Genomic DNA, 23,493 nt, shown 5'->3' with positions numbered 1-23,493 from the left:
ACATGGCAGCGCAACTCCATCCCAACCGCATGGTCCTGACCGACCGTTTCCCGATGCTGGGCTTCACGATTCGCGTCGGCCACGCGCCGTGCGTCGCGGAACTGGTGATCGCCACCGATCCCGCGCTGTTCACGCGCAAGGACGGGCGCACCTCGTCGACGTTCTACACCAGCCGCGAGGACGGCCTGCTGGCGATCCCGCGCGGCGAAGCGGTGTTCATGGTGCCGCCGGCGGTGCTGGCTCGCTTCGTGGGCGCTAACCGCCTGTGGTTCGGTCTCGCCACCGCCGCGTCGCCCGATGCCGACGCGTGGACGATCGACGTGTTGCCGAATGCCGACAGCCCTTACGTGTCGCTGTCGGGGCTCAGCGATCGCGGGTTGCGCAGGGTCCGCGTGTTTCCGACGCGCGGTGGCGCCGCCGTCAGGAGTCCGATGTTGAACTGGGCGGGCGACGGCAGCCGGCCGGGCGCGACCGCCGTACCGGCGCCTGCCGCGCCGGGAGCCGTCTCCGCCGCGCCGCAGCCGGCCGTCGAACCCGTTGCGCCGCATCATGATGTTCACTACGACGACGGCTTCGGTCCGCTTCCGCCGCTGAATGCCGCAACGCCTGTCGCGGCGAAGCCCCCCGCAACGGCACCGGTGCCGGCCGCGCACCCGGCGTCCGCCGCCGCGCCGGCGCCCGTCTCGCAGGGGATGAGCGACGATGTCGAATTCCGCATCGCTGGCGAGCGACGCAGTTTCACCTGGCCGCGGCCGCGCAAGCTATCGACCGTCGAGCGGGCCGCGCTGCGCGCGATCCTGAGCGCGAATCCGGCCACCGCGTCGCTGATGCTGCTGTTGCCGGTCGCGATGCGCAACGGCCTGTCGGTGTCGATCGGCGCGGGCGCGGGCGCCGGGATGGAATCCGGGGCCGAGGGCGCGGTCGGCGTCATCTTCGACGCCAATGGCGACGACATCGGCGTGTTCGTGTCGGGCGAGCTCGACTTTGGCTACATCGTGTCGGCGAGCCTCACCGGCCAGATCAGCCTGCTGCGCGGTCATATCGACGATTTCTCGGGCACCGGCACGACCGCCGGCGTGATGGTCGGCGAAAGCGCGGCTGGCGGCATTTCGGCGCTGTTCAACGCCCGCGGCGAATTCGTCGGCGTCACGCTGTCGGCCGGCGTCAGCGTCGGCAGCCCGGTGAGTATCTTCGTCGGTGTTTCGCGCGCCGCGGCGGGCACGATTGCCACCTCGTCGTCGCTCGCGTGGTCGCACGCCCTGAGCGACGACCCGGAGGCCTACGGCATCGATGCGCCGCCGTACAGCGACGACGATGCGGCCGCCGAGCCGCCCGCGACGGCCAGCGCGCTCGCGCTGGGCGCGCGCGAGAACAGCCTCGTCACGCGCACCGCGGCCAGCCCGAATTTCGACGAGGGGCGCGGCAGCAAGACGATCGACCGCATCATCATCCACATCGCCGACGTACCCACCGTCCAGCGGGTGGTGAATACCTTCACTAATGCCGCGTCCAAGGTGAGTTCGCATTATCTGGTCGGGCAGGAGGGCGAAGTCGTCCAGTTCGTCTCCGAGGCCGACACGGCGTGGCACTGCAAGGGCTCGAACCAGCGCAGCATCGGCATCGAACACATTGCGGTGAAGCGCGGCGGCGCCGACTACCCGCGTCGCAACGGCACCGTCCAGCATTTCGACGCGCTGGCGCCGACCCAGATCCAGTACGAAACCTCGGCCGCGCTGGTCGCGTCGCTATGCGACAAGTATCAACTGCCGATCAATCGCACGACGATCATGGGCCATCGCGAGGCCGACACCTCGACCGGCCATACCGCCTGCCCCGACGGCAACTGGGACTGGGACTACTTCATGCGGCTGGTCAACAGCCGCACCTGCCAGCCGCAAGCGGCCGGCCAGGCTCTGTGGCTCGCCGCCCGCGGCCTCGGCGACGACATTCCGCTCGATCCCGGCGTCGGCGGCCTGTCGATCGGCACCGATGCACTGGAGATCGGCGACATCATTCTCAGCACCACCGGCAATCCCGGCTCCGGCGTCATTCGTGCCGGCTCCGGCGCCGAGGTCAGCCACGCGATGCTCTACGTCGGCCAGGGCGGGCAGGTGATCGAGGCGATTCCCGGCGGGGTCCAGCTGCGCCCGCTCGCGGATGCGCTGGCCGATGCGCGCCTCGCGGTCGCGTTTCGGGTGCCGGGCCTGACCGATACGCAGCAGCGGCAGGTCGCCGATGCCGCCGCGCGCTACCTCGATCGCGGTTTCAACTACGTCGGGCTGGTCCGCTGCGGGAGCTATCTGATCGACCGCCGCGCGTGCGACCTGCTGTCGGGCGACGCGGCGGAGCGCTGCCGCCGCTTCGTCGGCCGCATCGAACTCGGAGACGGCGCCGACACCGACAACTTCTTCTGCTCGCAATTGGTCGCCCAGTCCTTCCAGGACGCAGGCAGGCCGATCGTCACCGTGCCGCCTCACTGGGTGCCGCCGGGCGATCTCGCCAGCCTGTCGACCGGCACGATGGCTCCTGGAACGCTCGCATACGTCGGCCACCTGAAGGCGCCGATCCCGAGCCGCGGCTTCTTCGGCGTGAGTCAGGCGCTGGCGGTCGCGCCGGGCGCCGCGCGCGCGCTGGGGGCCGACGACTGGACGGTCAACTGGGACGACGTGCAGATGACCCCGCAGCCCACCGACATGGGGTGCTGGGCGACGGCCGCATCGATGGTGCTCGGCTGGCGCGACAACCAAAGCGTCGATCCGGCGCTGCTGGCGCGCTGCATCAGCCTCGAGCGCCAGATGCGGGACGGCCTGGCGCCGGCCGAGGTCGCGGGGTTCGCCGGTGCGTCGACCCTCACGGTCGAGCCCAACGCGTGCTTCGCGCCCGAAGGCTTTCGGCGGCTGCTGGAGGCGAACGGGCCGATCTGGGTCGCCGAAGTCGTGCGTGCGCCGGTCAACTTCTTCCATGCGGTGGTGGTGACGGGCATGTATCGCAGCGGCGACGCGTATTTCGTGCGGATCACCGATCCGCTGGACCGCGTGGTCGGCACGCCGGGCCATCCCGGCGCGCGGACCCTGCCGCCGACCCATGCGACCGGCAGCCGCTACATCATGACCTACGAGGATTTCGTGTCCGAATACGAGGCGGCGGCCGGCATCGGCGTAATCCAGCTCATGCATTCGGGCGGCACGTTCGGCCACACGATCAATCGCGGCAGCGCGGCGGGCGCAGGCTACGCGCTCGGCATCGAGCCGCCGGCCGCGGGCGGCGAATTCGGCTTCGGCGTGACCCTGACCCGGCGTACCGAGAGCCGCGACGGGCGCAGCTACGATCTCGCGCAGCTGGCGGGGCTGGTCCAGCCCGCCAATGCGCTGGCGGGTGGCGCGGGGCAGCCGCGCGTGCAGGGCCAGCGCATCACGCTCGACGACTGGCCGTACATCGACGGGCCGAGCGGCCGCACGTCGGCGCCGGTGTCGATCGACTGGGCGTGGCAGGACGGAGCGGTCGGCGACGTGACGATTGCCGCGGACCAGGGGCAGATGCTCGACGGCTGGACCGCGTTCGTGCGCGCCGATATCGGCCGCGGTACGGGAACCCCCGAGCGGGCGAGTGTCAAGCTGCGCATCACCACCACGTTCCGGCATGCCGGCGAGGAGGATCAGGTCGGGGTGACGGAGGTGGCGCTGAACGGCGACGGCCGCTACCAGACCGTGCACGGCGCCGACGGCGCGCCGCCGCTTCCGGCAAGCGGCACGCAGCCCGCGCCGCGCGAACCGCAACCTGCCTGACCCTCGAGGGACACGCGCGATGACCCGCCTCATCCCCCCTCCGCCACCACGCGGCGCGGTAACGCCCGCGGTGGCACTTGCTCGCGACGCGTTCGGTCGCGAGATCGTCGACGGCTCCGGATCGAGCGACCCGGGCAGGCAGGACGGCGCGCTGCCGCAAGCGGCGCCGGCCGGCGGCGGGGTGTCCGGCGCCCCGGGCGCGTCGGCGCCGCCCAAGGAGAAGGCGACGGACGCCATCGGCCGGCGTGCGGCGGCGCTGGCCGATGCGATCGACTTTCCGACCTTCGTCGCGAGCCTGGTGCATGGCACGTACGATGCGATCGTCGACAGCTCGATCAAGCAAGTGGAGAGTTTCGCCGACCTGGTCGGCGCGGTGGCCAAGCCGCTGGACCAGTTCACGCAGGAGAACGTGACCGACGGACAGGCGCGCGCGTGGCTGGTCGAGCAATATCCGCACGACGTGACGCTGGTGCAGGACGGCGGCGAATACCGCCTCGCGCCGGTAGCCCGGCCAGGCGACGACGACACGACCCCCGCGCCCGCGTGGCTCACCGATTTCGGTGCGGCCGACGGCGCGTTCGACACCCAGACGCTCGAATCGGTGGTGCTGCCCCGCGCCCGCGAGCGCGTCGCGCAGCATCGGCTGTCGACGCTGTCGACGATGGTGCTGCTGGGCATGCAGCGGGTCGTGGTCAAGGACGGCACGATCGCGGCCAGTCTCAATTTCCAGGCCAAGGCGCGCGACCGGGCCGCCGTGCAGTATGCGACGTCGAACGACCCGTCGTCGGGACAGACGACCTGGGGCGGACGCGGAACGTCGGGCGATGTCGTCACCACGGTCTCGACCGTTGCGGTCAATGCGCAGACCGACACCGATCTCAAGGCGACACTGACCGGGAAGGTGAGCATCAATTTCGCATCGGAGACGCTGCCGCTCGACCGTTTCGTCGACGAGGCGTCGCGCAATCTGCTGGAGCGCCACAGCCGGCCCGCGGCGCGGATCGCGCCGCCGGCGGCAACGGGCGCCCAGCCCGCAGCACCGGTCGCAGCGCCCGCTTCGGTCGCGACGCATGCGCCTGCGGCGGTACCGGCGGTGCCAGCGGTGCCCGCCTCGTCCACCGCGCCGGTGACCCCGGCGGCCCCGGCTGCACCCGTATCCGCCCGGGGAGAACCGACATGATTTCGCCGCGGCCGCTGGGCGAGACGCTGGGCGCGTTCGCCGACGTTGCCGAACAGCTGGGCGCGAGCGCGGCGCAGGGGTTGCGGGTGCGCTCGGTGGCCATGGAGCTGCCGCTCGACCTTCGCGTCGCGCGGGGCACCGACGGCATCGAGCTGGTCGGCGACCTGCCGCAGTTCCTGACCCGCACGGCCTTCGATCCGGAGCCGGCGCGGCTCGCGATCGTCCTCGAAGCCGTGCCGGTCGACGGAGCGGGGCAATGAACAGCAACGCCAGCCTGCGCCTCGAGGATTTCATCCAGGCCGTGCAGAGCCAGCTCGACAACGCGCAGGCGGCGATGGCGATCAAGGCACGCAACCTCAACCTGCCGCTGACCTTCGCGATCAAGGACGTCAACCTCGACTTGCGTGCCCATGTCGAATTCGTCGAAAGCGAGGTTTGGATTCGCCCCGCCGGCCCGGGCGACACCGACAGCAGCACGTTCCATCTCGTCTTCACGACCATCACGCGGCCGGCGATCGAGGAGAACGCGATCGCGCTTTCCGAGGACAGCAAGGACCAGCCGCTCGACGCGCTGGGCGACGAGCTCTCGGCCGAGGACCGCAAACGGCTGGAATGGGCCGGCGTGCGCACGGTCCGGCAATTTCGGCAGGCCGAGCAGCGCGACATGGTGCATGCGATCGGTCGCGTCACCAACCTGTCCGTGGACCGGCTGCGCCGGGCGCTCGACCGGGCGTCCGCGCCGAGTGTCGAGCGGGTCGAGCCCGTGGCGCCCGCCACCGATGCGCAGCCCGATGCGTCGCCGCTGCTGCGCGTGATCGGGCGCAACCTCGTCAACGGCACGCACGCGCCGCTGGTGCGGATCGGCAATCGCCCGGTCGCGGTGCTGCAATCGACGGACGACGAGCTGCTGCTCGCGCCCGGTCGTGACCAGTGGGCCGGCGAACTCGCCGTCTCGCCGACGAGCCGGCATGCGGCCGCGCTGGCGTTCGACCTGAGCGCATTCGCGCCGCCGCCGGCGCCCGCGGCCAGGCCCATGACGCTGGCCGCCGTTCCCGGTCAGGAGGAGGCGCGGCCATGACGATCCATGCACTCGGCACGCCCTGGGCATCGCCCGGCGAGCGTCAGTTCAGCCTGCCGACCAGCCTGCTCGTCAAGCTGGCGCTCGGCGAAGCGCCCGAGCACGTGCCGTCGATCCGCGACGTGACGCGCGGCGCGCTGGCCGCCGCGCAATGCATCGACGGCGGCCCGGTCGACCGCATCGTGGTCGCGTTCGCCGGGCGCTTTCTCGCGGTGCGCCCGTTCAGCGCGGCAGCCGGGCGCTGGGTGCCCGGGCACGCGCACCTCGGATACGACGCGATCGAACAGATGACCGGCATGGCCCGCACGCTGCTGTTGCGCGTGCCGGCCGGCACGCCGATCGGCGAGCTGTGCGACTCGCTCGCCCAGCTCGCGACCGTGGAAAGCGTGACGCCCAACTACGTGGCGACGGTCCCGATGGACGCGCCCGGCCGCTTGGCACCCGTGCCGCCGGCCGCGCGGTTTGCGCAGGATGCGCGCGCGCTGGTGCGCATGGCCGAGGCGCACGCGATCGAGCCGGGCGACAGCGGCGTCACGGTCGGTCTCATCGACAGCGGCATCGCTCGCCAGCATCCCGAATTCGCCCATGCATTTCGCGCGGGCGCCGATACGGTGCGGCTGGAGCCCGGCGATCTGTCGCCGGGCGTGCAACTGCTGAGCGGTCACGGTCATCGCGGCGATTTTCCCGAGGACCGCTTCGTCGGTCACGGCATGGGCTGCGCGGGCATCATCGCCGCGGAGGGCGTGGCGATGCCGCGCGGGCTCGGCGGCGACTGCCGCATCCTGCCGATGCGCGCGCTGGCGGCAGCCCGCTTGCCGGGCAAGGTGCATGCGATCGGGCTCGGCGCGATCGCCGACCTCGATCGCGCGCTCAAGCTCGCGGTCGACCTCGGCGCGAAGATCATCAACATGAGCTTCGGCACCGACGATGCGACGATCGCCGCCAACCGCCCGAAACCGCATGCCGACACGGTCGCGTATGCCGCCGCGCGCGGCTGCATCCTCGTTGCCGCGAGCGGCAACAACGGCAGCGTGACCCGCTACTGGCCCGCCGCCTACCCGCAGGTGATCGCGGTTGGCGCCGTGGGCGACGACGGACGGCCGACCCCGTTCTCGACGCGCGGCCCGCACGTCGCGCTATGCGCACCGGGCGAACGGGTGCTGACGAGCGCCATCGAGGCTTATCAGCTTGCGACCGGCACCAGTTTCGCCGCGCCGTTCGTCGCGGGGGCCGCCGCGCTGCTCGTCGCTTACGCGCAGCGCCGCGCCTATCCGCTCGACGGCGCGACGGTGCGCGATCTGCTCGTTGCCACCGCGCGCCCGTTCGCGCCCGGCGCGGCCGACGGGTGCGGCGCCGGCATTCTCGACGCGGCGGCGGCGCTGCAGGGGCTGTCCGGCCGTATCGACGCGTATGAAGCGGCGGGCGACGACGGTTGCACGGGCAAGGAGGGCCGTGCCGACGACGGCTGACTTGCGCACCGGATCCCGTTCACTCCCCCGAACCGACCGGATTTCAAGGAGAAGTTAAATGTTTCATGTCAACAATCAAGTCCGCTTCCTCGACCTCGTCGACCTCGAGACCCGGGCACGCGACGGGCTGGTCGATATCGTCAACCGGCTCGAGTCGCTGAAGCGGCCGCCGGTCGCCGCCGAGCGGGAGCAGCTCGCGCTGTGCAAGGCCATCCTCGCGGTCGTCTACGACACGAAGCCGTCCGACGGCGTTCCGGAGGTGTGCGATCCGCTGTTCGTCTCCACCCGCGAACTGCTGGCCAGCAAGTCGCTGGTCAACCCGCCATTGCTCTCCGAGATCAACGGCCAGCTGGTGTTCGGCACGGGCGACGCGAGCGGTGCCAATGGCGCGAACGGTGCGGACCCCGAGCCCGCGTCGATCACGCTCGTCGCGCTGGTGCTGGGCATCCTCTCGGTGGACGGAGCCACGCCGCCGCCCGTGAAAGTCGACGGCGGCAAGACCGTGCCGGACGACGACAACGTGCTGATGAACACCTTCACCCGCCAGTTTTTCGCGGCGGTGGGCGAGGCCAATTCGTATGGCGCGCTGGCGCAGCGGGTGCTGGCGCTGCTGTGCATCGAGGGCGATCCCGACGGCCGCGGCGGCGAGCAGCCGGGGGTGGTCACCACCGAATTCGCGCGCGTGATGCGCGGCCTGCAGGCGCGCAAGATCCAGGTCGACGAGCCGCAGTTGCGTCGCCGCATCAACGAGGAGCTGAACACCGTCCAGAACATCGGCGGCGAGGACGCGATCGCCGATCTCGGCATCGACCTGCCGAACCTCGAGGATCTGGAGGACGCGAACATCGTCGCCGACAACGTGCGCGTGATGGGCCCGATGATCGTTGCCGCGATGTTCGACGAGCTCAAGGTGTTCCAGGTGGTCGACCGCATCGTCGAGCAGTTCCAGCACGGCACGCTGCCGATCGGTCCGGGCAATGCGGGCAAGCTGCTCTATCGCTACTGGCGCGAAACGCCGAACCGCATCTCCGAGCAGGAGCGCAAGAACTTCGCGGCCATCACGCTCGGCGTGCCCGGCGGCGATCCGAATACTGCCGGCAACCGCGAATTCAACGATTTGTGGATCCGTTTCGTGTCGTCGGTTTCGTCGTTCGTGCGCCAGACCGAAGTCGACTCGTTGCTGCGTGCGAGCGTGCCGAACCCGATCAACCACCAGCAGGTGCGCAAGGCCGCCCGCGATCTCGCCGGCAACCTGTCGTTGCATGGCTACGGCATGGCGCATTACGCCGCGCGCGAGATCCAGTCGCAGGTCAAGTTCATGATCGACCTGCTGCAAGACCCCGAGATCCGCGGCTGCTACGGCGCCAAGGACATGTGGCAGGTGATCGACCAGGTCGCGACCTACGATCTGGGCGGCGCGCGCACCAGCTCGCGCTATCGCACGCTGGCGACCTGCGGCACGATCATCACCGCGTGGCTGGCCAACAACGTCGATCGCGTCAACAAGGCGACCGGCCCGCTGCTCAGCATCGACCAGATCGCCAACCCCGACGTCTCGTCGAACCACAAGTCGACCGTCGACCCGACCGACTACGACCTGGTCAACGCGTGCGAGCTGTGGCTGGCCGATACCGCGACCACCGATACGCAGATCGAGCAGTTCTCGCAGCCGCGCGAGGCGCCGCAGATGACGTCGAAGCCCGTGCCGATCCCGGCGATGGCGCGCGAGATGCTGGACGGTGTCGGTGATATCGGCGCCGGCATCGGCCTGGGTGCGGGCGTGCCGGTGAAGGCGGGCTACGGCGTCGGCACGCATAACGGGGCGAGCTACTACTCGAACCGTCCGCACTAAACCGGCGTTGCGTGCGCTGCGCCATTCCCGAACCCTGCCGGAGCCGAGCCATGCCCATGACCACATCCCGCGAACCGGTCGTCGCCCGGGTCGAACGACGCCTGAGAAGCGCCGCGCGAAGCCTTGGCACCGCCGATCCATTCGCGCCGTCGCGCGACCTGTTCCTGCGCACGTTCGGCGACGACGCCGACGATCTGCGGTTCCGCGACAACGCCCTGATGCCGATGGCGGTACCGTTCGAGCCCAGCTTCTCGGAAAGCCAGCCGGGCAAGCTGCGCTTCACGATCGAGCCGTTGCCGCCGGAGGCGTCTGCGATCGACCGGCGCGACGAGTCGACCCGCGAAATGCGCAAGCTGATCCGGGACTTCATCGGCCGCGAAGCGCTGCACTGGTTCGACCAGGCGAGCGAGCCGTTCCGGGGCTTCGCGCGGCCGGGCGGCAACCTCGATTACGGCGCGTTCTTCGGCTCCAGCTACGACCGCGACGGGCTCTATGCGTCCAAGGTGTACTACGAGCTGCCCGGCGACGCCGGCACGATCGAGAACCTGCCCCGCGACCTGGCCGGCATCGTCCAGGCCGCGCTGCGGATGGTGCCCGGGCTCAAGCCGCTCTTTACCACGATGGCGGCCCAGCGCGATCTCGGCGGCCAGCGGCTCACGTTCGCGTGCACCCGGGCGCTGCGGCTCGCCGATCTGCAGCCGGTCATGGATGCACTCGGCATCGGCCATCGGCTTCCCGGCATCATGCAGCTTCTGGGGCTGGTGCTCGGCGGGCGGTTCGACCTGCCGCCGCATGGTGCGTTGCTCGCGTTCGGGCTCGGGCCGGACGGGCCGGATTTCGAGCTCTACGTGCTGCTCTCGGCGATCCCCGACGTGCCGCCGGCGTTCCTCAGCCTGCTGACGATGGGGCTCGCCGAGCGTCCGCGCGGGCTGCAGGCGCTCGAGCGATGGATGGGCGCGTTCACGCCGGAGGATGCGCATTGGCCGGGCCGCTTCTCGATCATCAGCCTGCGCACGGACGCGGTCTGCCCGGCACGGGTAAGTCTCTACCTGCGCCCGGTCGAGTTCGAACTGCCTGTGGACGCGCCTGCCCAGGCCAACTGAATCGCTTCGTCACGCGTTTCCCGCGAGGTCGCCATGTTCCCGCAAGCTGCCCGTCTCACGCCGATCGCGCCACCGCCTCGAGCCGCTGCGGCCGCACCGCGCCATACGCCGCCGGTGCCGGCCGACGAAGTGCGCCACGGCGTCGCGCAGATGCTGACCCGGTCGCAGGCATACAACGCGATGCCCGACGCCGATCGCCGCGACATCGCGCGCAACACCGCGTTGATCGCCGACTATCTGGCCCGGCCGGAAGGGTTTGCCGGCCATGAAATCCCGGGCGGGCTGGGCACCGCCACGGCGCGCGCGCTCGACGACAACACGGATCATTCGGCGCACGAGCAGGATTTCAATGTCCACAACAAGGCAGTCGAGGACATCGGCAAGTCCAAGTTCACCGCGTCGGCCGCGCGCGAGGGCGCTGCGGTCGCCGGCGAGCTGCTGAACCAGGTCAAGTTTCCGACATTCGTCGCCAGCCTGATCAGCGGCGTGTTCCAGTCGATCACGCACAGCTCGATCGAGCAGATGAAGGCCTATCAGGAAATGATCGCGCAGGTGGCGAAATCGCTCGGCCAGTTCGCCGACGAACATGTGACCGAGAACCAGGCGCGCGATCATATGGTCGGCCAGTTTCCCGACCTGTTCGAGATCGGCATGGACGACAGCGGCGATACGCCGAGCCCGCGCGTGCAGGTGCGCGACGGAGTCGACCCCGACGAGGCGTCGAAGACCGTGCGTGCCCGCCTGCAGATGGGCGACGGCGATACCTTCGACCTGTCGGACGAGGCCTCCGAGCTGGCCATCGTCAACCGCTTCAAGATGCAGCTCGCCAAGCAGCGCCAGCAGATGCTGGCGTCGATCGTGCTGATGGGCATCAACCGCATCGTCGTCACCGACGGCAAGATCTCGGCGAAGATCATCTACGACGTGCGCGCGCAGGACACGCTCACCAAGCAGCGCAGCGCCACCGCCGTCGACCTCGCCCGCGACAAGGACGGCAACGTCCAGTCGACCTACGCGGGCAAGGGCACCTACGATCGCGGCGGCAAGTACGACTCCAGCAACGACAAGGACAACGGCCGCCAGTACAGCGCCGACTACTACGCGAAGGGCGACTACGAATACGAGAACAAGCCGATCATCACCGCGTCGACTGCCGCGTCCGAAACCAGCAACGCGGCGATGCAGACCAAGATCCAGATGTCCGGCGCGGTCGACGTCAATTTCAAGAGCGACTACCTGCCGCTCGACAAGATGGCGACGCCGCAGATGATCGCCACCATCACCGGCAACGCGACGCCGGCCGATCCCAACGTGCTGCCCGGTCCGAAAACGCCGCCGGCCGCGGCCGCACCCGCTGCGACTTCAGCACCGGCCGCAGCGGCAGCTTCGGCGCCGGCGCCGGCCAAGGGAAACTGAGCCATGCGCCCGCCCGCTTCTCCCGACGCGCTTCACCCGGTGCGGCCGCCCACGAGCGCCGCCGCGTTCGACGCGACGCGGCCCGAGGTACGCCGCCTGCTGACCGCGATTCCGTCGTTCCTCGACCTGCCCGACGACGAGCGCCGCCGCATCGCCGCGGATACGGTGCGCGTGCTCGCTTACCTGGCCGATCCGAACGGCGTGCATGCCGAGATCGCGGAGCGCGAGGCGAACGGCGAACTGCCGCCCACCGGGCTCGCGCACCCCGTCGCACCGCCGCAGCCGGCGCTGGCCGCCGCGACGCTGGCAGACGATCCCGTCACCGCGACCAAGCGCCAGCTCGCGCAGGATCCCGGCTTCGCCGGCAAGGACTTCCAGGCCGGCGCGGTGAAGCAGGGCGTCGAGCAGTTCGGCCAGATGGTGCAGAAGGTCGATTTCCCGAAGTTCGTAGGAGGGCTGATCAAGAATGTGTTCCAGGCGATCGTGGAAAGCTCGATCGAGCAGATGCGTGCGTATGGCGAGCTGATTGCCAATGTCGCCAAGACCACCGCCCAGTTCATGAGCGACAACATCAGCGAGGGCGCCGGCCGCGACTATCTTGCCGATTCGTTCCCGGACGTGCTGTCGGTGCAGGCGCAGGACGGCGCCGACGCGTTCGACGCGGACAGCGCCGGTGCGGCTGCGGCGGCGGCTCCGACGCGGCTGGTGGCGCAGGGCGACAACGCGCAGCAGCGGCTTGCCGAGATCAGCCGGAACTACAACCTCGATCCGCCGGTGACGGACTTGTCGGACGACAAATCCGAGCTGCGCCTCGTCACCGCGGCGCGCCTGCAGATGGCGAAGCAGCGCCAGCAGCTGCTGTCGTCGATGGTCATGCTCGGCATCAATCGCATCGTCGTCACCGACGGGTCGATCAACGCCAAGGTGGTATTCGACATGCGCGCGAGCGATACCGCGAAACGCACCTACACAGCGTCGATGCACGACCGCGAAAGCCAGAAATACAAGGAATCGCTCAACGCCCATTACGGAAGCTGGTATACGCCGTATTCCGCCGACGCCGCCTTCGAGGGGCAGCAGGAACATGTGGCCACCGTCGGGTCGGCGCTCGACGACACGAGCGAATCGAAGGCCGAGGTGAAAGCGAAGCTCTCGGGCGAGGTGCGCGTCAACTTCAAGAGCGACTACCTGCCGCTCGACAAGATGGCGACGCCCGAGATGATGTCGGTGATCCAGGGCAACTCGACGCCGTACAACCCCAACAAACCGGCCCCCGCCGCCGGTTTGCCCGCCGGGCAGCACTGAATCATGGCGCGCATGCTCATCGTCCCGCCGGCGGATGCCGGACTCGCGGCGGCCATCCGGTCGGGGGAGCGGCTCGTCGAGCGTGCGACCGCGTACGGCCTCGCGTTCGCACTCGACGAACTCGGCGACATCGCGATCCCCGATCCCGTTGCAGCACGCGTCGACAAGGCGCAGTTGCGGGCGCTCGCGTCGCTCTATCTGGCGGCCGACCTCGAGTCCGCGGGTGTGATCCCCGCGGTCGAGGCGCTCGCGGGCCTGTCCGCGAGCGGTGCCGTCGGCGTCGATCTCGGAGGCGCGGAGCCGCTGGTCGTCAACTGGTGGTGCCACCGCGCCGAAAAGCTGGCGGCCGGCGAACGCGCTGCGTTTTATTCGCGGTTGTTCGGGACTGCGTACGGCCCGGCCGCGGCGGATGCCGAGCGCAATGTTCCGTTCGAGGAGTGCATGCTCGAGCTTTGCGAGGCGCTCTACAAGCTCGACGAGACGCCGGGCGCCGACCCGCGCGGGGATCTCGGGCAGCAGGCGCGGGTCCGCAACGCCGCCCGCTCCCTCGCGCAGAACCTCGGCGCCGCCTGTACCGGCGTGACCGCGTTCATGGCCGGCGAGATCGTCGGCATGCTCAGGGACGCGTTCGCGATCCTCGGCCATGCCGACCTGCGTCAAGGCTTCGCCGCGCGCGACATCTGGGGCGTGGTCGCCGGCATCGACCGGCTCGCGCGCCAGCCGTCGCGTTCGCCCGCCGCCTATGTGCGGCGCGGCAAAGCGGGGATGACCGTGATCGCGTGGCTGGCGGACGTCGCGGACGTGCTGGGCGCCGCGTCGCCGCTGCTGAGCACGGACAATCCGGTGATCGCCTCGGCCGCCGACTGGATCGAGGCGACGCTCAGTCTTGGCGAGAAACCCGACGGCCCGGCGCGTTCCGTCCCGGACGATGGCCGCGCCGTGCCGCAGGCGTCGCGCCCGGCCGCGCCGGGAAACCCGTGGGCGGCACTCGGATCCTGACATGAAACCACGCTGCTCAGGCCGTCGCGCTACGGGCGGCGCAATCCGGGTACCGACGGCGGCGGACGTGCCGCCGCCATCCCGGCCGCATGCCACGCGGCGGAGCAGTTGAGATGGCGGCAAGCGCACATCTTGCGCGTTCGCCGGTGCCGCGGCCCGACGTTCGACACCATGTCCGCGACCTGCTGTCCGCGCAGCAGGGCTTCGGCGCGCTCGATCCGGCCATGCGCCGCGATCTTGCGTCCGGACTGGCACGGATCGGCTCGTTCGCGCTCGACCACCACGAACTCGCGGCGCGCCCCCGCACGGCACTGGCCGTTGCGCAGAACGCGGGCGCGGAGTATTCGGGCACCGCCATCGACCGGATGGCCGGCACGACCCGGGCAGTGCTCAACGCGGTGTCGTTCCCGCGCTTCGTGACCGAGCTGATCACGGGCGTCTTCAAGGCGATGAACGATTCGAACCAGCAGCAGCTGACCGCGTTCGTCGACCTGATCCGCAATGTCGCGCAGACCACCGAAGGCTTCGCGGACAGCAACGTCGGCATCGCCGGCGCGCGGCAGTGGCTGGCCGAGCATTTCCCCACCGCCTACGAGGTCACCGGCGACGACGAGGCCGCGGACGATGCGGACGAACTGGCAGGCCTGCCACCGGACGAGCGCCGCCAGCGCCAGCAGGAACTGCAGGCCGAGCGCGATGCCGCGACGCGGCTGGCGTTGCGCCCGGGCGCGACCCCGCCCGCCGAAGCCGCGCTGCGCAGTGCGCTGGGATTGGGGCCGGGCGATGCGGTTTCGGCCTCCGATCCCGAGCGCCTGGTGCCGCTTGCCCAGCAGGTGCTGGCCCGCAACCGCCAGCAATTGCTCGCAACAATGGTGCAGATGGGGTTGCAGCGTATCGTCATCGAGAGCGGACGGCTCAACGCCGCGATGAATTTTCATATCGACGCGAGCAGCGCCGCCGCCAACGACCGTGGCTCGCAATTCGACACGCGCAACACGGTGGGGGTGAGCGGGGGCGCCCGCTTCGGGCCGTGGGGCGCGGAGGCCAATGTGCAGAGCACGATCGGCTACGTGTCGACCGACCGAACCCAGACGACCGAGAGTTCGCATGCCGACGTCAACTTGAGCAGCGGCGTCGAACTGGTGTTTCGTACCGACTACGTACCGTTGAACCGGCTGGCGGGCGTGGGCGACATCGAACGCATCCGTGTCAACACGATCAATCCGGATGCCGAAGCGGCGCGTCTGTCCGCCGATCGCACCGCCCAGCGCAGCGCCGAACAGGCCGACACGGCCGCGCGCCGGACCTCGCTGGACGGCGGGCTGCGCGCGCCGCCGCCCGTCGGTCCTGCGGCTTCGGGTTCCGCGGCGTCGGGTTCGGCAGGAGGCGCGCACGCGAGCCAGCCGGGCTCGTCGGCCTCTTCAGCCTCTTCAGCCTCGTCGCCGAATTCGGCGTCTGCTCCTGCTACCGCTCCCGCGCCGACGCCGCCGGCCGGGTCGGGCGCCGCAGCGTCCTCGTCGCCCGCGCAGCCCACGATGGCCTCACCTCGATCGCCTGCCGGCACAACGGCGGCGGGACACCGCGCAGCGTGATGAACGTGCGCGCCGGCGGCCGTTGGCGACACACCGTGCCGCGCCGGATCCCGTCGATGACGACGTTCAGCCGCGCGAGCGACGTGTCGAGCACGAAGTGGCGCTGGGGGCGACTGCCAGCGCCGATCTGACGCGCCGGCATCGTGACGATGACTTCACGTGTGCGTCGATCAGGCACGCGGTGCGACCGACGCACCGACGATTCCATGCCGCCGCAGCGAATCCGCGACGAAGCCCGACGCCTTCATCTCCTCGACGAACGTGCCGAGCAACGCGGCGGCCGCTTCGCCGCGGCTCTTCGGCACGCCCATCGCCTGGCGGATCACCATGAAGCGCTCGTCGAGCAGGCGCAGGCCCGTCGTCTTCGCCGCGTCGGCCTCGAGCTGTTGCTTCACGCCCGCCGCGACTTCGAGCTGCTGCTCGACGAACGTCGACACCACGGCCTGCGATGTCGGCGCGCGCACGATCTGCGCGGCTTTCAGTTCGCGCGTGAGGAACAGGTCGTACGCGCTGCCCTTGCCGACGGCCACGCGGTTGTGCGGCTGGTCGACGTCCGCGTTGCCGCGGATCGGCGAATCGTCGCGCACCAGATAGAAGCCTTCGATCAGCACGTACGGTGCGGTGAACGCGACCGTTTCGCCGCGCAGCGGATCGACCGCGAAGAAGCCGAAATCGGCGCGCTCTTCGGTCAGCGCCTGCACCGACTTGCCGGCGGCGTCGAACACGACGAGTTCGAGCTCGGCCGACAGCCGCTCGGCAAACGCACGCGCGAGGTCGATCGATACGCCGAACGGCTCGCCCGTGGCTGGGTCGCGGTTCGCGAGGATCGGATTGCCGAGATTGATCGACGCGCGCAGCTTGCCGGTCGGGGTGAATGCGGAGAGGACGGAGGGGTCGACGGTCATGAAAGGGCTCGTAAGGAATCGGATGTGCGGGAACGGCGAACGGTCAGCGCGCCGAGGCAGCATCATCCGTGACGGATCGGTTGGCTCGTTGCTGCGGTTGCTTCGTCTCGACTACTTCACCGCGACTTCCGTATGCACGACTTGCGGCGGGCTCTTGAAGAACGGCCCGGCCAGCTGACGCCACGCCTGGAAGTCGTCCGATTGCCGGAAACGCACCATGTGATCGTCGACGGTGTCCCATTTGACGACGAGCAGGTAGCCGCCGCTGCGCTCGATCACGAGGTGCAGCTCGGCGCCGCCGCAGCCGTGCGCGCGGGCGAACAGCGGGAGTGCCTGGCGAACCGCCGCTTCAAATTGCTCGGCCAGCGACGGATCGATTTCGAGCGATGCCATTTCCAGAATCATGAATGCTCCATGCGGGGTGAATGATGCAACAGGGCGCGCCATGATCGACGCGTCCCGCAACGATACCGGAAGTCCGCATCACGTGTTCCGGATGGCCGGCTCGCGCGCGGCCTACCGTGCGATGGGTGCCGCTGATCGGCTCATCCGCGTCAGCGTTTTCCCTAATGTGGAATACGCGGCACGAGCCGATGTCACAGAGGTAGTGAAGATAAACAATCCGAGGACAGCCATGACGACATCCGCGATAAACGGAACGAATGATGCACCACCCGAAACGATCGCCGAGGCCGCATCCGACATCCCCGCGGCCGCCCCGTCGATCCTGCTGGTCGACGACGAGCCGAGCGTGCTGTCCGCGCTCAAGCGCGTGCTGCGGCCCGCGCGCTACACCATCCTGACCGCCGAAAGCGGAGAGGCCGCGCTCGACATCCTGGCGTCGACCGAAGTCGACCTGATCGTGTCGGACATGCGCATGCCGAACCTGAGCGGCGCGGCGTTTCTCGCCCGCGCTCGCGCGCTTTACCCGGACACGATGCGCATCCTGCTGACCGGCTATTCCGACATCGCGTCGATCGTGGAGGCCGTCAACGAAGGCGGCGTGTATCGCTACCTGAACAAGCCGTGGGACGATCATGACCTGCTGATGACCATCGAGCAGGCGCTCGAACAGCGGCGCCTTCGGGGCGAGGCCGCGCGGCTGGCCGCGCTGACCGAAGCGCAGAACGAAACGCTGCGCCGCTTCAATACGGAACTCGAAACACAGGTTCGCGCGCGCACCGAGGAGCTCGGGCAAACCGTGATGTTTCTCGAAGCGGCGCAGCACGACCTGAAAAGCAGTTTCACCGCGATGGTGCAGGTCTGCGCGAGCATGATCGAGATGCGCTGCGGGTCGGCGAGCGGGCATGCGATGCGCGTCGGCGAGATCGCGCGCCGTCTCGCGCTGTCGGCGGGGATGAGCAGCCTGCACGCGCAGGACGTGTATTTCGCGGGACTGCTGCACGGCATCGGCAAGCTGTCGTTGCCCGACGAGCTGTTGCACAAGCCGCTCGTGAAGATGACGACGGACGAACACAGCCTGTTCCAGCAGCACCCGCTGCGTGCGCAGATGGTGCTCACGCCGGTTGCGCAATTGCACAAGGTCGCGTCGATCGTGCTGCACCAGTACGAGCGATTCAATGGACGCGGCACGCCGGACGGGCTCGCGGGCGACGCGATTCCGCTCGGCTCGCGGATCGTCGCGATCGCGCGCGATTTCGAAGGGTTGCGCAACGGCGAGATCGGTTCGCCGCATTCGGTCGAGCAGGCGATCGACGTGCTGCACTCTCAGGCCGGCGTGCGTTACGACCCGCTGCTCGTCGCGCGCTTCATCGAACTGATGCGGGATCCGGCAAGCCTGCGCATCGCGGCGTCCGTCGCGGAGATCCGGTCCGAGCAACTGCGCGAGGGGATGCAGCTCGCGGACGATCTGCGCACGCATCGCGGGGTGCTGTTGATGACGAAGGGCAGCGTGATGTCGGCGCACCAGATCGAGCTCGTGCGCCGTTTCGAGGCACGCGAAGGCACGACGTTCGACATTCTCGTGATGACCGGCGCCGCCGCGTCGACGCAGGCGCCGGCCGGCACGTCGCCTGCCTGACGTTGCGCAGGACGGCCGGGCCGTGGCGCGCGAGCGGTCGCGCGTCGCCGCAACGCGTTCATTTCGACTGGGGCGCTCGATCATGCATGGCACCTACAACCTGCTGCTTGTCCTGCTGTCGCTCGTCATCGCGACGCTGGCGTCCTATACGGCGCTCGACCTGGCCGCGTTCATTTCGCTGCTCGACAACCCGACGCTCAAGCGGGCGTGGCTGGCCGGCGGCGCGGCCGCGATGGGCACCGGAATCTGGTCGATGCATTTCGTCGGCATGCTGGCGCTGTCGCTGCCGATTCCGCTCGGCTATGCGCTGCCGGATACCGGCGCGTCGCTGGCGATCGCGGTGCTCGTGTCGTATTTCGCGCTGAACGTCGTCACGCGCGCGCGGTTGAGCCGCCGGCGCCTGCTGGCGGGCGGCGTGCTGATGGGCGCCGGAATCGTCGGCATGCATTACACGGGCATGGCCGCGATGCGCATGGCGCCCGGCATCCGCTACGATCCCGCGCTGTTCGCGGCGTCGATCGGCGTCGCGGTGATCGCATCGACCGTCGCGCTCTGGATGGCGCAGACGTTGCGCGCGCAACAAGCGCGCCATGCGACCGCGCAACGCATCGGCGCCGCGCTGATCATGGGCATCGCCATCACGGGCATGCACTACACCGCGATGGCGGCCGCGCATTTCGCGCCGGATGCGCGCTGCGGCGCCGCCAACGGCATCGATGCGCCGTGGCTCGCGACCACCATCGCGCTGTTCACGATGGCGACGCTGATCGTCACGCTGCTCGTCTGCCGCTTCGATGCGCGCACGACCTTTCTGCGCGGCATGACGGACACGCTCGAACGGCTGGTGCGATTGCGGACCGCGGAACTCGAAACGGCGTTGCGGCGCTACGAGCAGACGACGGCGATGCTGCAACGCACGCGCGAGAACATGGCGACCGAAATCGACGAGCGCCGGGCGGCGCAGAGTCGGCTCGAACAGGAGAAGGACGAACAGCGGCGCCTGCTGCGGGCGCTCGAGGAAACCCACGTGCAGTTGCTGCAATCGGAAAAACTCGCGTCGATCGGCCAGCTCGCGGCCGGCGTCGCGCACGAGATCAACAATCCGATCGGCTTCATCAGCGCGAACCTCAATACGCTCAGGACGTGGGTGCGAAGCCTGCTCGACGTGATCGCCGCGCATGACGCCGCACTCACGCAGCTGGAACCGGCGACGCGCGATGCGCTGACGGCGATGCGCGGCGAGGCCGATCTGGACTACGTGCGCGACGAGATCGTGACGCTGATCGACGAATCGATCGACGGCGCGGTGCGGGTGCGCCGCATCGTGCAGGACCTGCGCGATTTCTCGCGGCCGGGCAGCGGCGAGTGGAGCGTGGTGGATATCCACGCGGGCCTCGAGAGCACGCTCAACGTCGTACACAACGAACTCAAGTACAAGGCCGACATCGTCCGGGAGTACGGTGACGTGCCGCAGGTCGAATGTCTTCCGTCGCAGTTGAACCAGGTATTCATGAACCTGCTCGTCAACGCGGCACATGCGATTCCGGCGCGCGGCGTGATCACGATCCGTACGTCGAGCGACGGCGAACAGGTGTCGATCGCGATCAGCGATACCGGCACCGGCATGACGCCCGACGTCGTTCGGCGGATCTTCGATCCGTTCTTCACGACGAAGCCGGTCGGGCAGGGCACGGGGCTGGGGCTGTCGGTGTCGCACGGCATCGTCGAGCGCCATCGCGGGGCGATCGACGTGACGAGCGAGCCGGGGCGCGGCACGACGTTCTGCGTTCGACTGCCGATCCGGCGCGCCGAAGGCAGCGCGGACGCGGCGGCGGCAGTCGAGCAACGGGCATAAGCGACAGGCGACGCGTCGTCACCGCACCCGCTTGCGCCGCCGCCTGCGAAAGAAATTCCAGAACATCGCAGTCGCGTCCGGCCCCGTCGCGGAGTGGAACGCTTCGCGCGGATCGCCGCCGCTCCACGCGTGCGCCAGGCGGCGGACGATGCAGACCCGGACGATCAGCCGGCCGCCGCGCAGATAGTCGGTGTAATCGGCATCGTCATGCGCGTAGGTATGTTGCTCGCCGACACGCAGTTCGCCCTGTTCGTCGACGAGCCGATTGATCCGCGCGAACGCGACGCCGAGCTGCCGCGCGTTTTGATCGGCGACGACCGTATCGAGTCCGCCATGCACGACGAGCGCGGGCATGCCCGGATAAGCACCCACGTCGACGCAGGCGTCGACGACGCTTATCGGATCGTCGCGCAGGCCGCGGCGCATCAGGCTCATCGCGGCCATCGTCGACAAGGGCGGCGCGATGGCCGGACCGGAGTGCAGGCCGACGGCCGCGAACAGATCGGGAGACTCGATCGCCAGCCGTGCCGCCAGTCCCGCGCCGGCCGACATGCCGGCCAGGTAGATCCGGTCGCGGTCGAACCCGCGCGCCCGCACGATCGCGTCGATCAGTGACGCGATCGCCGGGGCCTCCGACTGCGACGCATCGCCATGCCAGTTCCAGCAGCGATGCGAATGGGCTGTCTTCGCCTGTTCGGGAAACAGCACGGCAAACCCGGCGCGCTCGGCGATGCGGCAGATGCGCGTGCCCGCGGCAAACGACTCGGCCGACTGCTTGCAGCCGTGCAGCATCACGACGACGGGCATGCCGTCACTCGCCGCCGAAGCGGCGGGCAGGTACAGCGCGTAGGCGAGATGGTTGACGAGGCGGCCGGCGGTCGGGCGCGCGGAATGAAACGAGCGCAGCCACGTGCCGGGTGCCTGGTGTGGCGATGTCCGTGCGGGCGGCGCCGGCGCGCGCACGCGACGCGTGGTTCGGACGGTGGCCGCGCGCTGGGTGGACGGCGCCGGTTTGGCCGTCTTCCTTTTGGGGCGCGTAGTCGCCGCGGCGGAAAGCAGATCGAACGGCCGCAGCCAGAGGCTGGATTTTTTCCTGGGCATGGACGGATCTCGTGCCGGCAGCTCGCGCGACAGCATGCGGCGAGCCCGGCCGCTGGATGGACGGCGAATGCGGGCGGCAGCGCACGATGCGTGCCGCGGGAAGCGTCCGCGTCGGCGTGCCTCGGCACGGCCGATACGGGGAGCGACTGACCGACAGAACACCACGCCGCGCGACATCAATCCGGCAGCGTCCCGATTCTGGTCGGCCACGCACCATGCTAACAGGCGTCGCTCGCCTCGGGTGCGATGGTTCCGTGACCAATCGGTGAATGCTTTGACCCCACTGCCGACGGATGTCGGTTGCGTGCGACGGATGTCGGTTGCGTGCGAGCGGATGCCGACGCTTCACCGATACGTCCACAACCGGTGCATCACGAACATGGTCGGCGGGATCAGCAGTGCGATCGCGACGATGGCCCAGCCGCGAGGCACGTCGAGCAGTTCGGCGGTGCGGGCGAGCAGCATCGTTTCGGCGAAGCCGGCCAGCGCGGCGGTCAGATAGCGCAGCAGGTTGCGCGAACGCACGGTCGACGAGAAGCTCCACAGCGTGTTCGCGAGATACGAGAACGCCGTCGCGCAGACGAACGCGACGGCGTTGGCGATCACCTGAGTCGCATCGAACAGCGCGTACATCGCGGATGCGATCAGCACGTGCAGCGCAGTCGAGCCGAGCCCGGACAGGCCGAAGCGCGCCAGCCGCACGCGCTCGGCATAAAGCAGCTCGAACATCGCTACCTCCGCGCTTCAGCGCTCACCCACCCGCACGCGGGCCGGCTGCGCGCGGCGGCGTGCGTTCGGGCGCCGCGCATCGCGCGCGACCGGCAGTTCGATCACCTTGGCGTGCGTCTGGTAGCGACGGCGAATCAGATAGACGGGGCGTTGCTTCGACTCGTCGTAGATGCGTCCGATGTACTCGCCGACCACGCCGATGCCGACGAGCTCGATCCCGCCGATGAACAACGTCACCGACAGCAGCGACGGATAGCCGAGCACCGGGTTGCCGAACAGCAGCGTGCGGCCCACGATGAACGCGCCGTACAGGAATGCGAGCGCGGCGATACCGAGGCCGATGTAGGTCCAGCTGCGCAGCGGCACGGTGCTGAAGCTTGTGATTCCCTCGAGCGCGAAGTTCCACAGCTTCCAGCCGGAGAACTTCGAGTGCCCGGCGCTGCGCGCTTCGCGCTGATACTCGATGATCACGGTCTGGTAGCCGACCCACGCGAACAGCCCCTTCATGAAGCGATGACGCTCGGGCAGGCTGCGCAGCGCGTTCACGACCTTGCGGTCCATCAGCCGGAAGTCGCCGACGTTCTCCGGCAGCTTCACGTCCGACAGCAGGTTGTGCACGCGGTAGTAGATCGCGGCGGCGGTGCGCTTCGAGAACGAATCGCATGCGCGATTGCTGCGCTTCGCGGCGACGACTTCCACACCGTTGCGCCAGTGCTCGAGCATCACCGGAATCAGGCTCGGTGGATCCTGCAGGTCGGCGTCGAGCGGAATCACCGCGTCGCCGCCCGCCTCGTCGAGGCCGGCCGTCAGCGCCGCTTCCTTGCCGAAGTTGCGGGTGAGATCGATGACGCGCACGCGGCGGTCGGTCATGCTGACCCGGATCAGGCGTTCGAGCGTGTCGTCGCGGCTACCGTCGTTTACGCAGACGATCTCGAAGCGGATCGCATCGAGACCGGCCATCAGCGGAATCACGACGTCGAAGAAGCGTTCGACGGCCTCGCCTTCGTTGTAGAACGGTACGACCAGCGAGACGAGCGGTGTGTAGAGTGGTTCGCGCATGATGAGTTCCCCTGTAAGACGTGC

18 protein-coding genes are annotated in these 23,493 nt (G+C 69.2%); 13 read left to right on the top strand and 5 right to left on the bottom strand.

Annotation, left to right across the window (positions count from 1 at the left end):
- The first annotated feature begins 2 nt into the window (after nt 1–2).
- From LGM71_RS24220 to LGM71_RS24170, 11 genes are all read left to right on the top strand, one after another.
- Nucleotides 3–3,785: an N-acetylmuramoyl-L-alanine amidase gene (locus LGM71_RS24220; RefSeq protein WP_226116838.1), complete on the top strand. Its 3,783-nt coding sequence runs from the start codon at nt 3–5 to the stop codon at nt 3,783–3,785.
- A 19-nt stretch (nt 3,786–3,804) separates the two neighbouring features.
- The gene (locus tag LGM71_RS24215; protein ID WP_226116828.1) at nt 3,805–4,965 is read left to right on the top strand and encodes a hypothetical protein; all 1,161 of its coding nucleotides are present in this window, start codon (nt 3,805–3,807) and stop codon (nt 4,963–4,965) included.
- Nucleotides 4,962–5,225 (top strand): hypothetical protein, encoded by a 264-nt coding sequence (locus LGM71_RS24210; protein ID WP_226116825.1) that lies wholly within the window; start codon nt 4,962–4,964, stop codon nt 5,223–5,225. Before LGM71_RS24215 ends, LGM71_RS24210 begins: the two co-directional genes overlap by 4 nt.
- Nucleotides 5,226–5,266: 41 nt before the next feature.
- Nucleotides 5,267–6,043, top strand: a complete 777-nt coding sequence (locus LGM71_RS24205; RefSeq protein ID WP_226116824.1) for a hypothetical protein — start codon at nt 5,267–5,269, stop codon at nt 6,041–6,043.
- Nucleotides 6,040–7,512: a S8 family peptidase gene (locus tag LGM71_RS24200; protein WP_226116821.1), complete on the top strand. Its 1,473-nt coding sequence runs from the start codon at nt 6,040–6,042 to the stop codon at nt 7,510–7,512. Before LGM71_RS24205 ends, LGM71_RS24200 begins: the two co-directional genes overlap by 4 nt.
- Nucleotides 7,513–7,570: 58 nt before the next feature.
- Nucleotides 7,571–9,364, top strand: coding sequence for a hypothetical protein (locus LGM71_RS24195; protein ID WP_226116819.1), 1,794 nt, complete (start codon nt 7,571–7,573; stop codon nt 9,362–9,364).
- An 11-nt stretch (nt 9,365–9,375) separates the two neighbouring features.
- A complete protein-coding gene (locus LGM71_RS24190) occupies nt 9,376–10,467 on the top strand; it encodes a hypothetical protein (protein ID WP_226116818.1) in 1,092 nt (363 codons plus the stop codon).
- A 33-nt stretch (nt 10,468–10,500) separates the two neighbouring features.
- Nucleotides 10,501–11,883 (top strand): hypothetical protein, encoded by a 1,383-nt coding sequence (locus tag LGM71_RS24185; RefSeq protein ID WP_226116815.1) that lies wholly within the window; start codon nt 10,501–10,503, stop codon nt 11,881–11,883.
- A 3-nt stretch (nt 11,884–11,886) separates the two neighbouring features.
- A complete protein-coding gene (locus tag LGM71_RS24180; protein WP_226116807.1) occupies nt 11,887–13,188 on the top strand; it encodes a hypothetical protein in 1,302 nt (433 codons plus the stop codon).
- 3 nt (nt 13,189–13,191) lie between these two features.
- Nucleotides 13,192–14,187 carry a hypothetical protein gene (locus LGM71_RS24175; protein WP_226116806.1) on the top strand — a complete coding sequence of 332 codons (996 nt, stop codon included), beginning with the start codon at nt 13,192–13,194 and terminating at the stop codon, nt 14,185–14,187.
- Between the two features lie 113 nt (nt 14,188–14,300).
- A complete protein-coding gene (locus tag LGM71_RS24170; protein WP_226116805.1) occupies nt 14,301–15,779 on the top strand; it encodes a hypothetical protein in 1,479 nt (492 codons plus the stop codon).
- Between the two features lie 170 nt (nt 15,780–15,949).
- Here LGM71_RS24170 and LGM71_RS24165 read toward each other — a convergent pair whose 3' ends face one another.
- A complete protein-coding gene (locus LGM71_RS24165) occupies nt 15,950–16,684 on the bottom strand; it encodes an ABC transporter substrate-binding protein (RefSeq protein WP_059599684.1) in 735 nt (244 codons plus the stop codon).
- Nucleotides 16,685–16,795: 111 nt separating this feature from the next.
- Nucleotides 16,796–17,089, bottom strand: coding sequence for an antibiotic biosynthesis monooxygenase family protein (locus LGM71_RS24160; RefSeq protein WP_226116804.1), 294 nt, complete (start codon nt 17,087–17,089; stop codon nt 16,796–16,798).
- Between the two features lie 229 nt (nt 17,090–17,318).
- Between LGM71_RS24160 and LGM71_RS24155 the strand changes: the two genes are divergently transcribed.
- The gene (locus tag LGM71_RS24155; RefSeq protein ID WP_174909716.1) at nt 17,319–18,725 is read left to right on the top strand and encodes an HD domain-containing phosphohydrolase; all 1,407 of its coding nucleotides are present in this window, start codon (nt 17,319–17,321) and stop codon (nt 18,723–18,725) included.
- An 82-nt stretch (nt 18,726–18,807) separates the two neighbouring features.
- Entirely contained in the window at nt 18,808–20,580 is a 1,773-nt protein-coding gene (locus tag LGM71_RS24150) for a histidine kinase (RefSeq protein ID WP_226116803.1), read from the top strand.
- Between the two features lie 18 nt (nt 20,581–20,598).
- Here LGM71_RS24150 and LGM71_RS24145 read toward each other — a convergent pair whose 3' ends face one another.
- The 3 genes from LGM71_RS24145 to LGM71_RS24135 all read right to left on the bottom strand — a co-directional run bounded on the left by LGM71_RS24145 (nt 20,599) and on the right by LGM71_RS24135 (nt 23,469).
- Nucleotides 20,599–21,681, bottom strand: a complete 1,083-nt coding sequence (locus tag LGM71_RS24145; protein ID WP_226117062.1) for a PHB depolymerase family esterase — start codon at nt 21,679–21,681, stop codon at nt 20,599–20,601.
- Nucleotides 21,682–22,026: 345 nt separating this feature from the next.
- Nucleotides 22,027–22,410: a GtrA family protein gene (locus tag LGM71_RS24140; protein WP_124627419.1), complete on the bottom strand. Its 384-nt coding sequence runs from the start codon at nt 22,408–22,410 to the stop codon at nt 22,027–22,029.
- 15 nt (nt 22,411–22,425) lie between these two features.
- Nucleotides 22,426–23,469, bottom strand: a complete 1,044-nt coding sequence (locus LGM71_RS24135) for a glycosyltransferase family 2 protein (protein ID WP_059599679.1) — start codon at nt 23,467–23,469, stop codon at nt 22,426–22,428.
- Nucleotides 23,470–23,493 lie beyond the last annotated feature (24 nt).

Origin of the sequence: Burkholderia sp. AU33545, from assembly GCF_020419685.1 — a bacterium.
GTDB lineage: Bacteria > Pseudomonadota > Gammaproteobacteria > Burkholderiales > Burkholderiaceae > Burkholderia > Burkholderia diffusa.
This window is presented reverse-complemented; position numbering and strand designations above follow the sequence as displayed.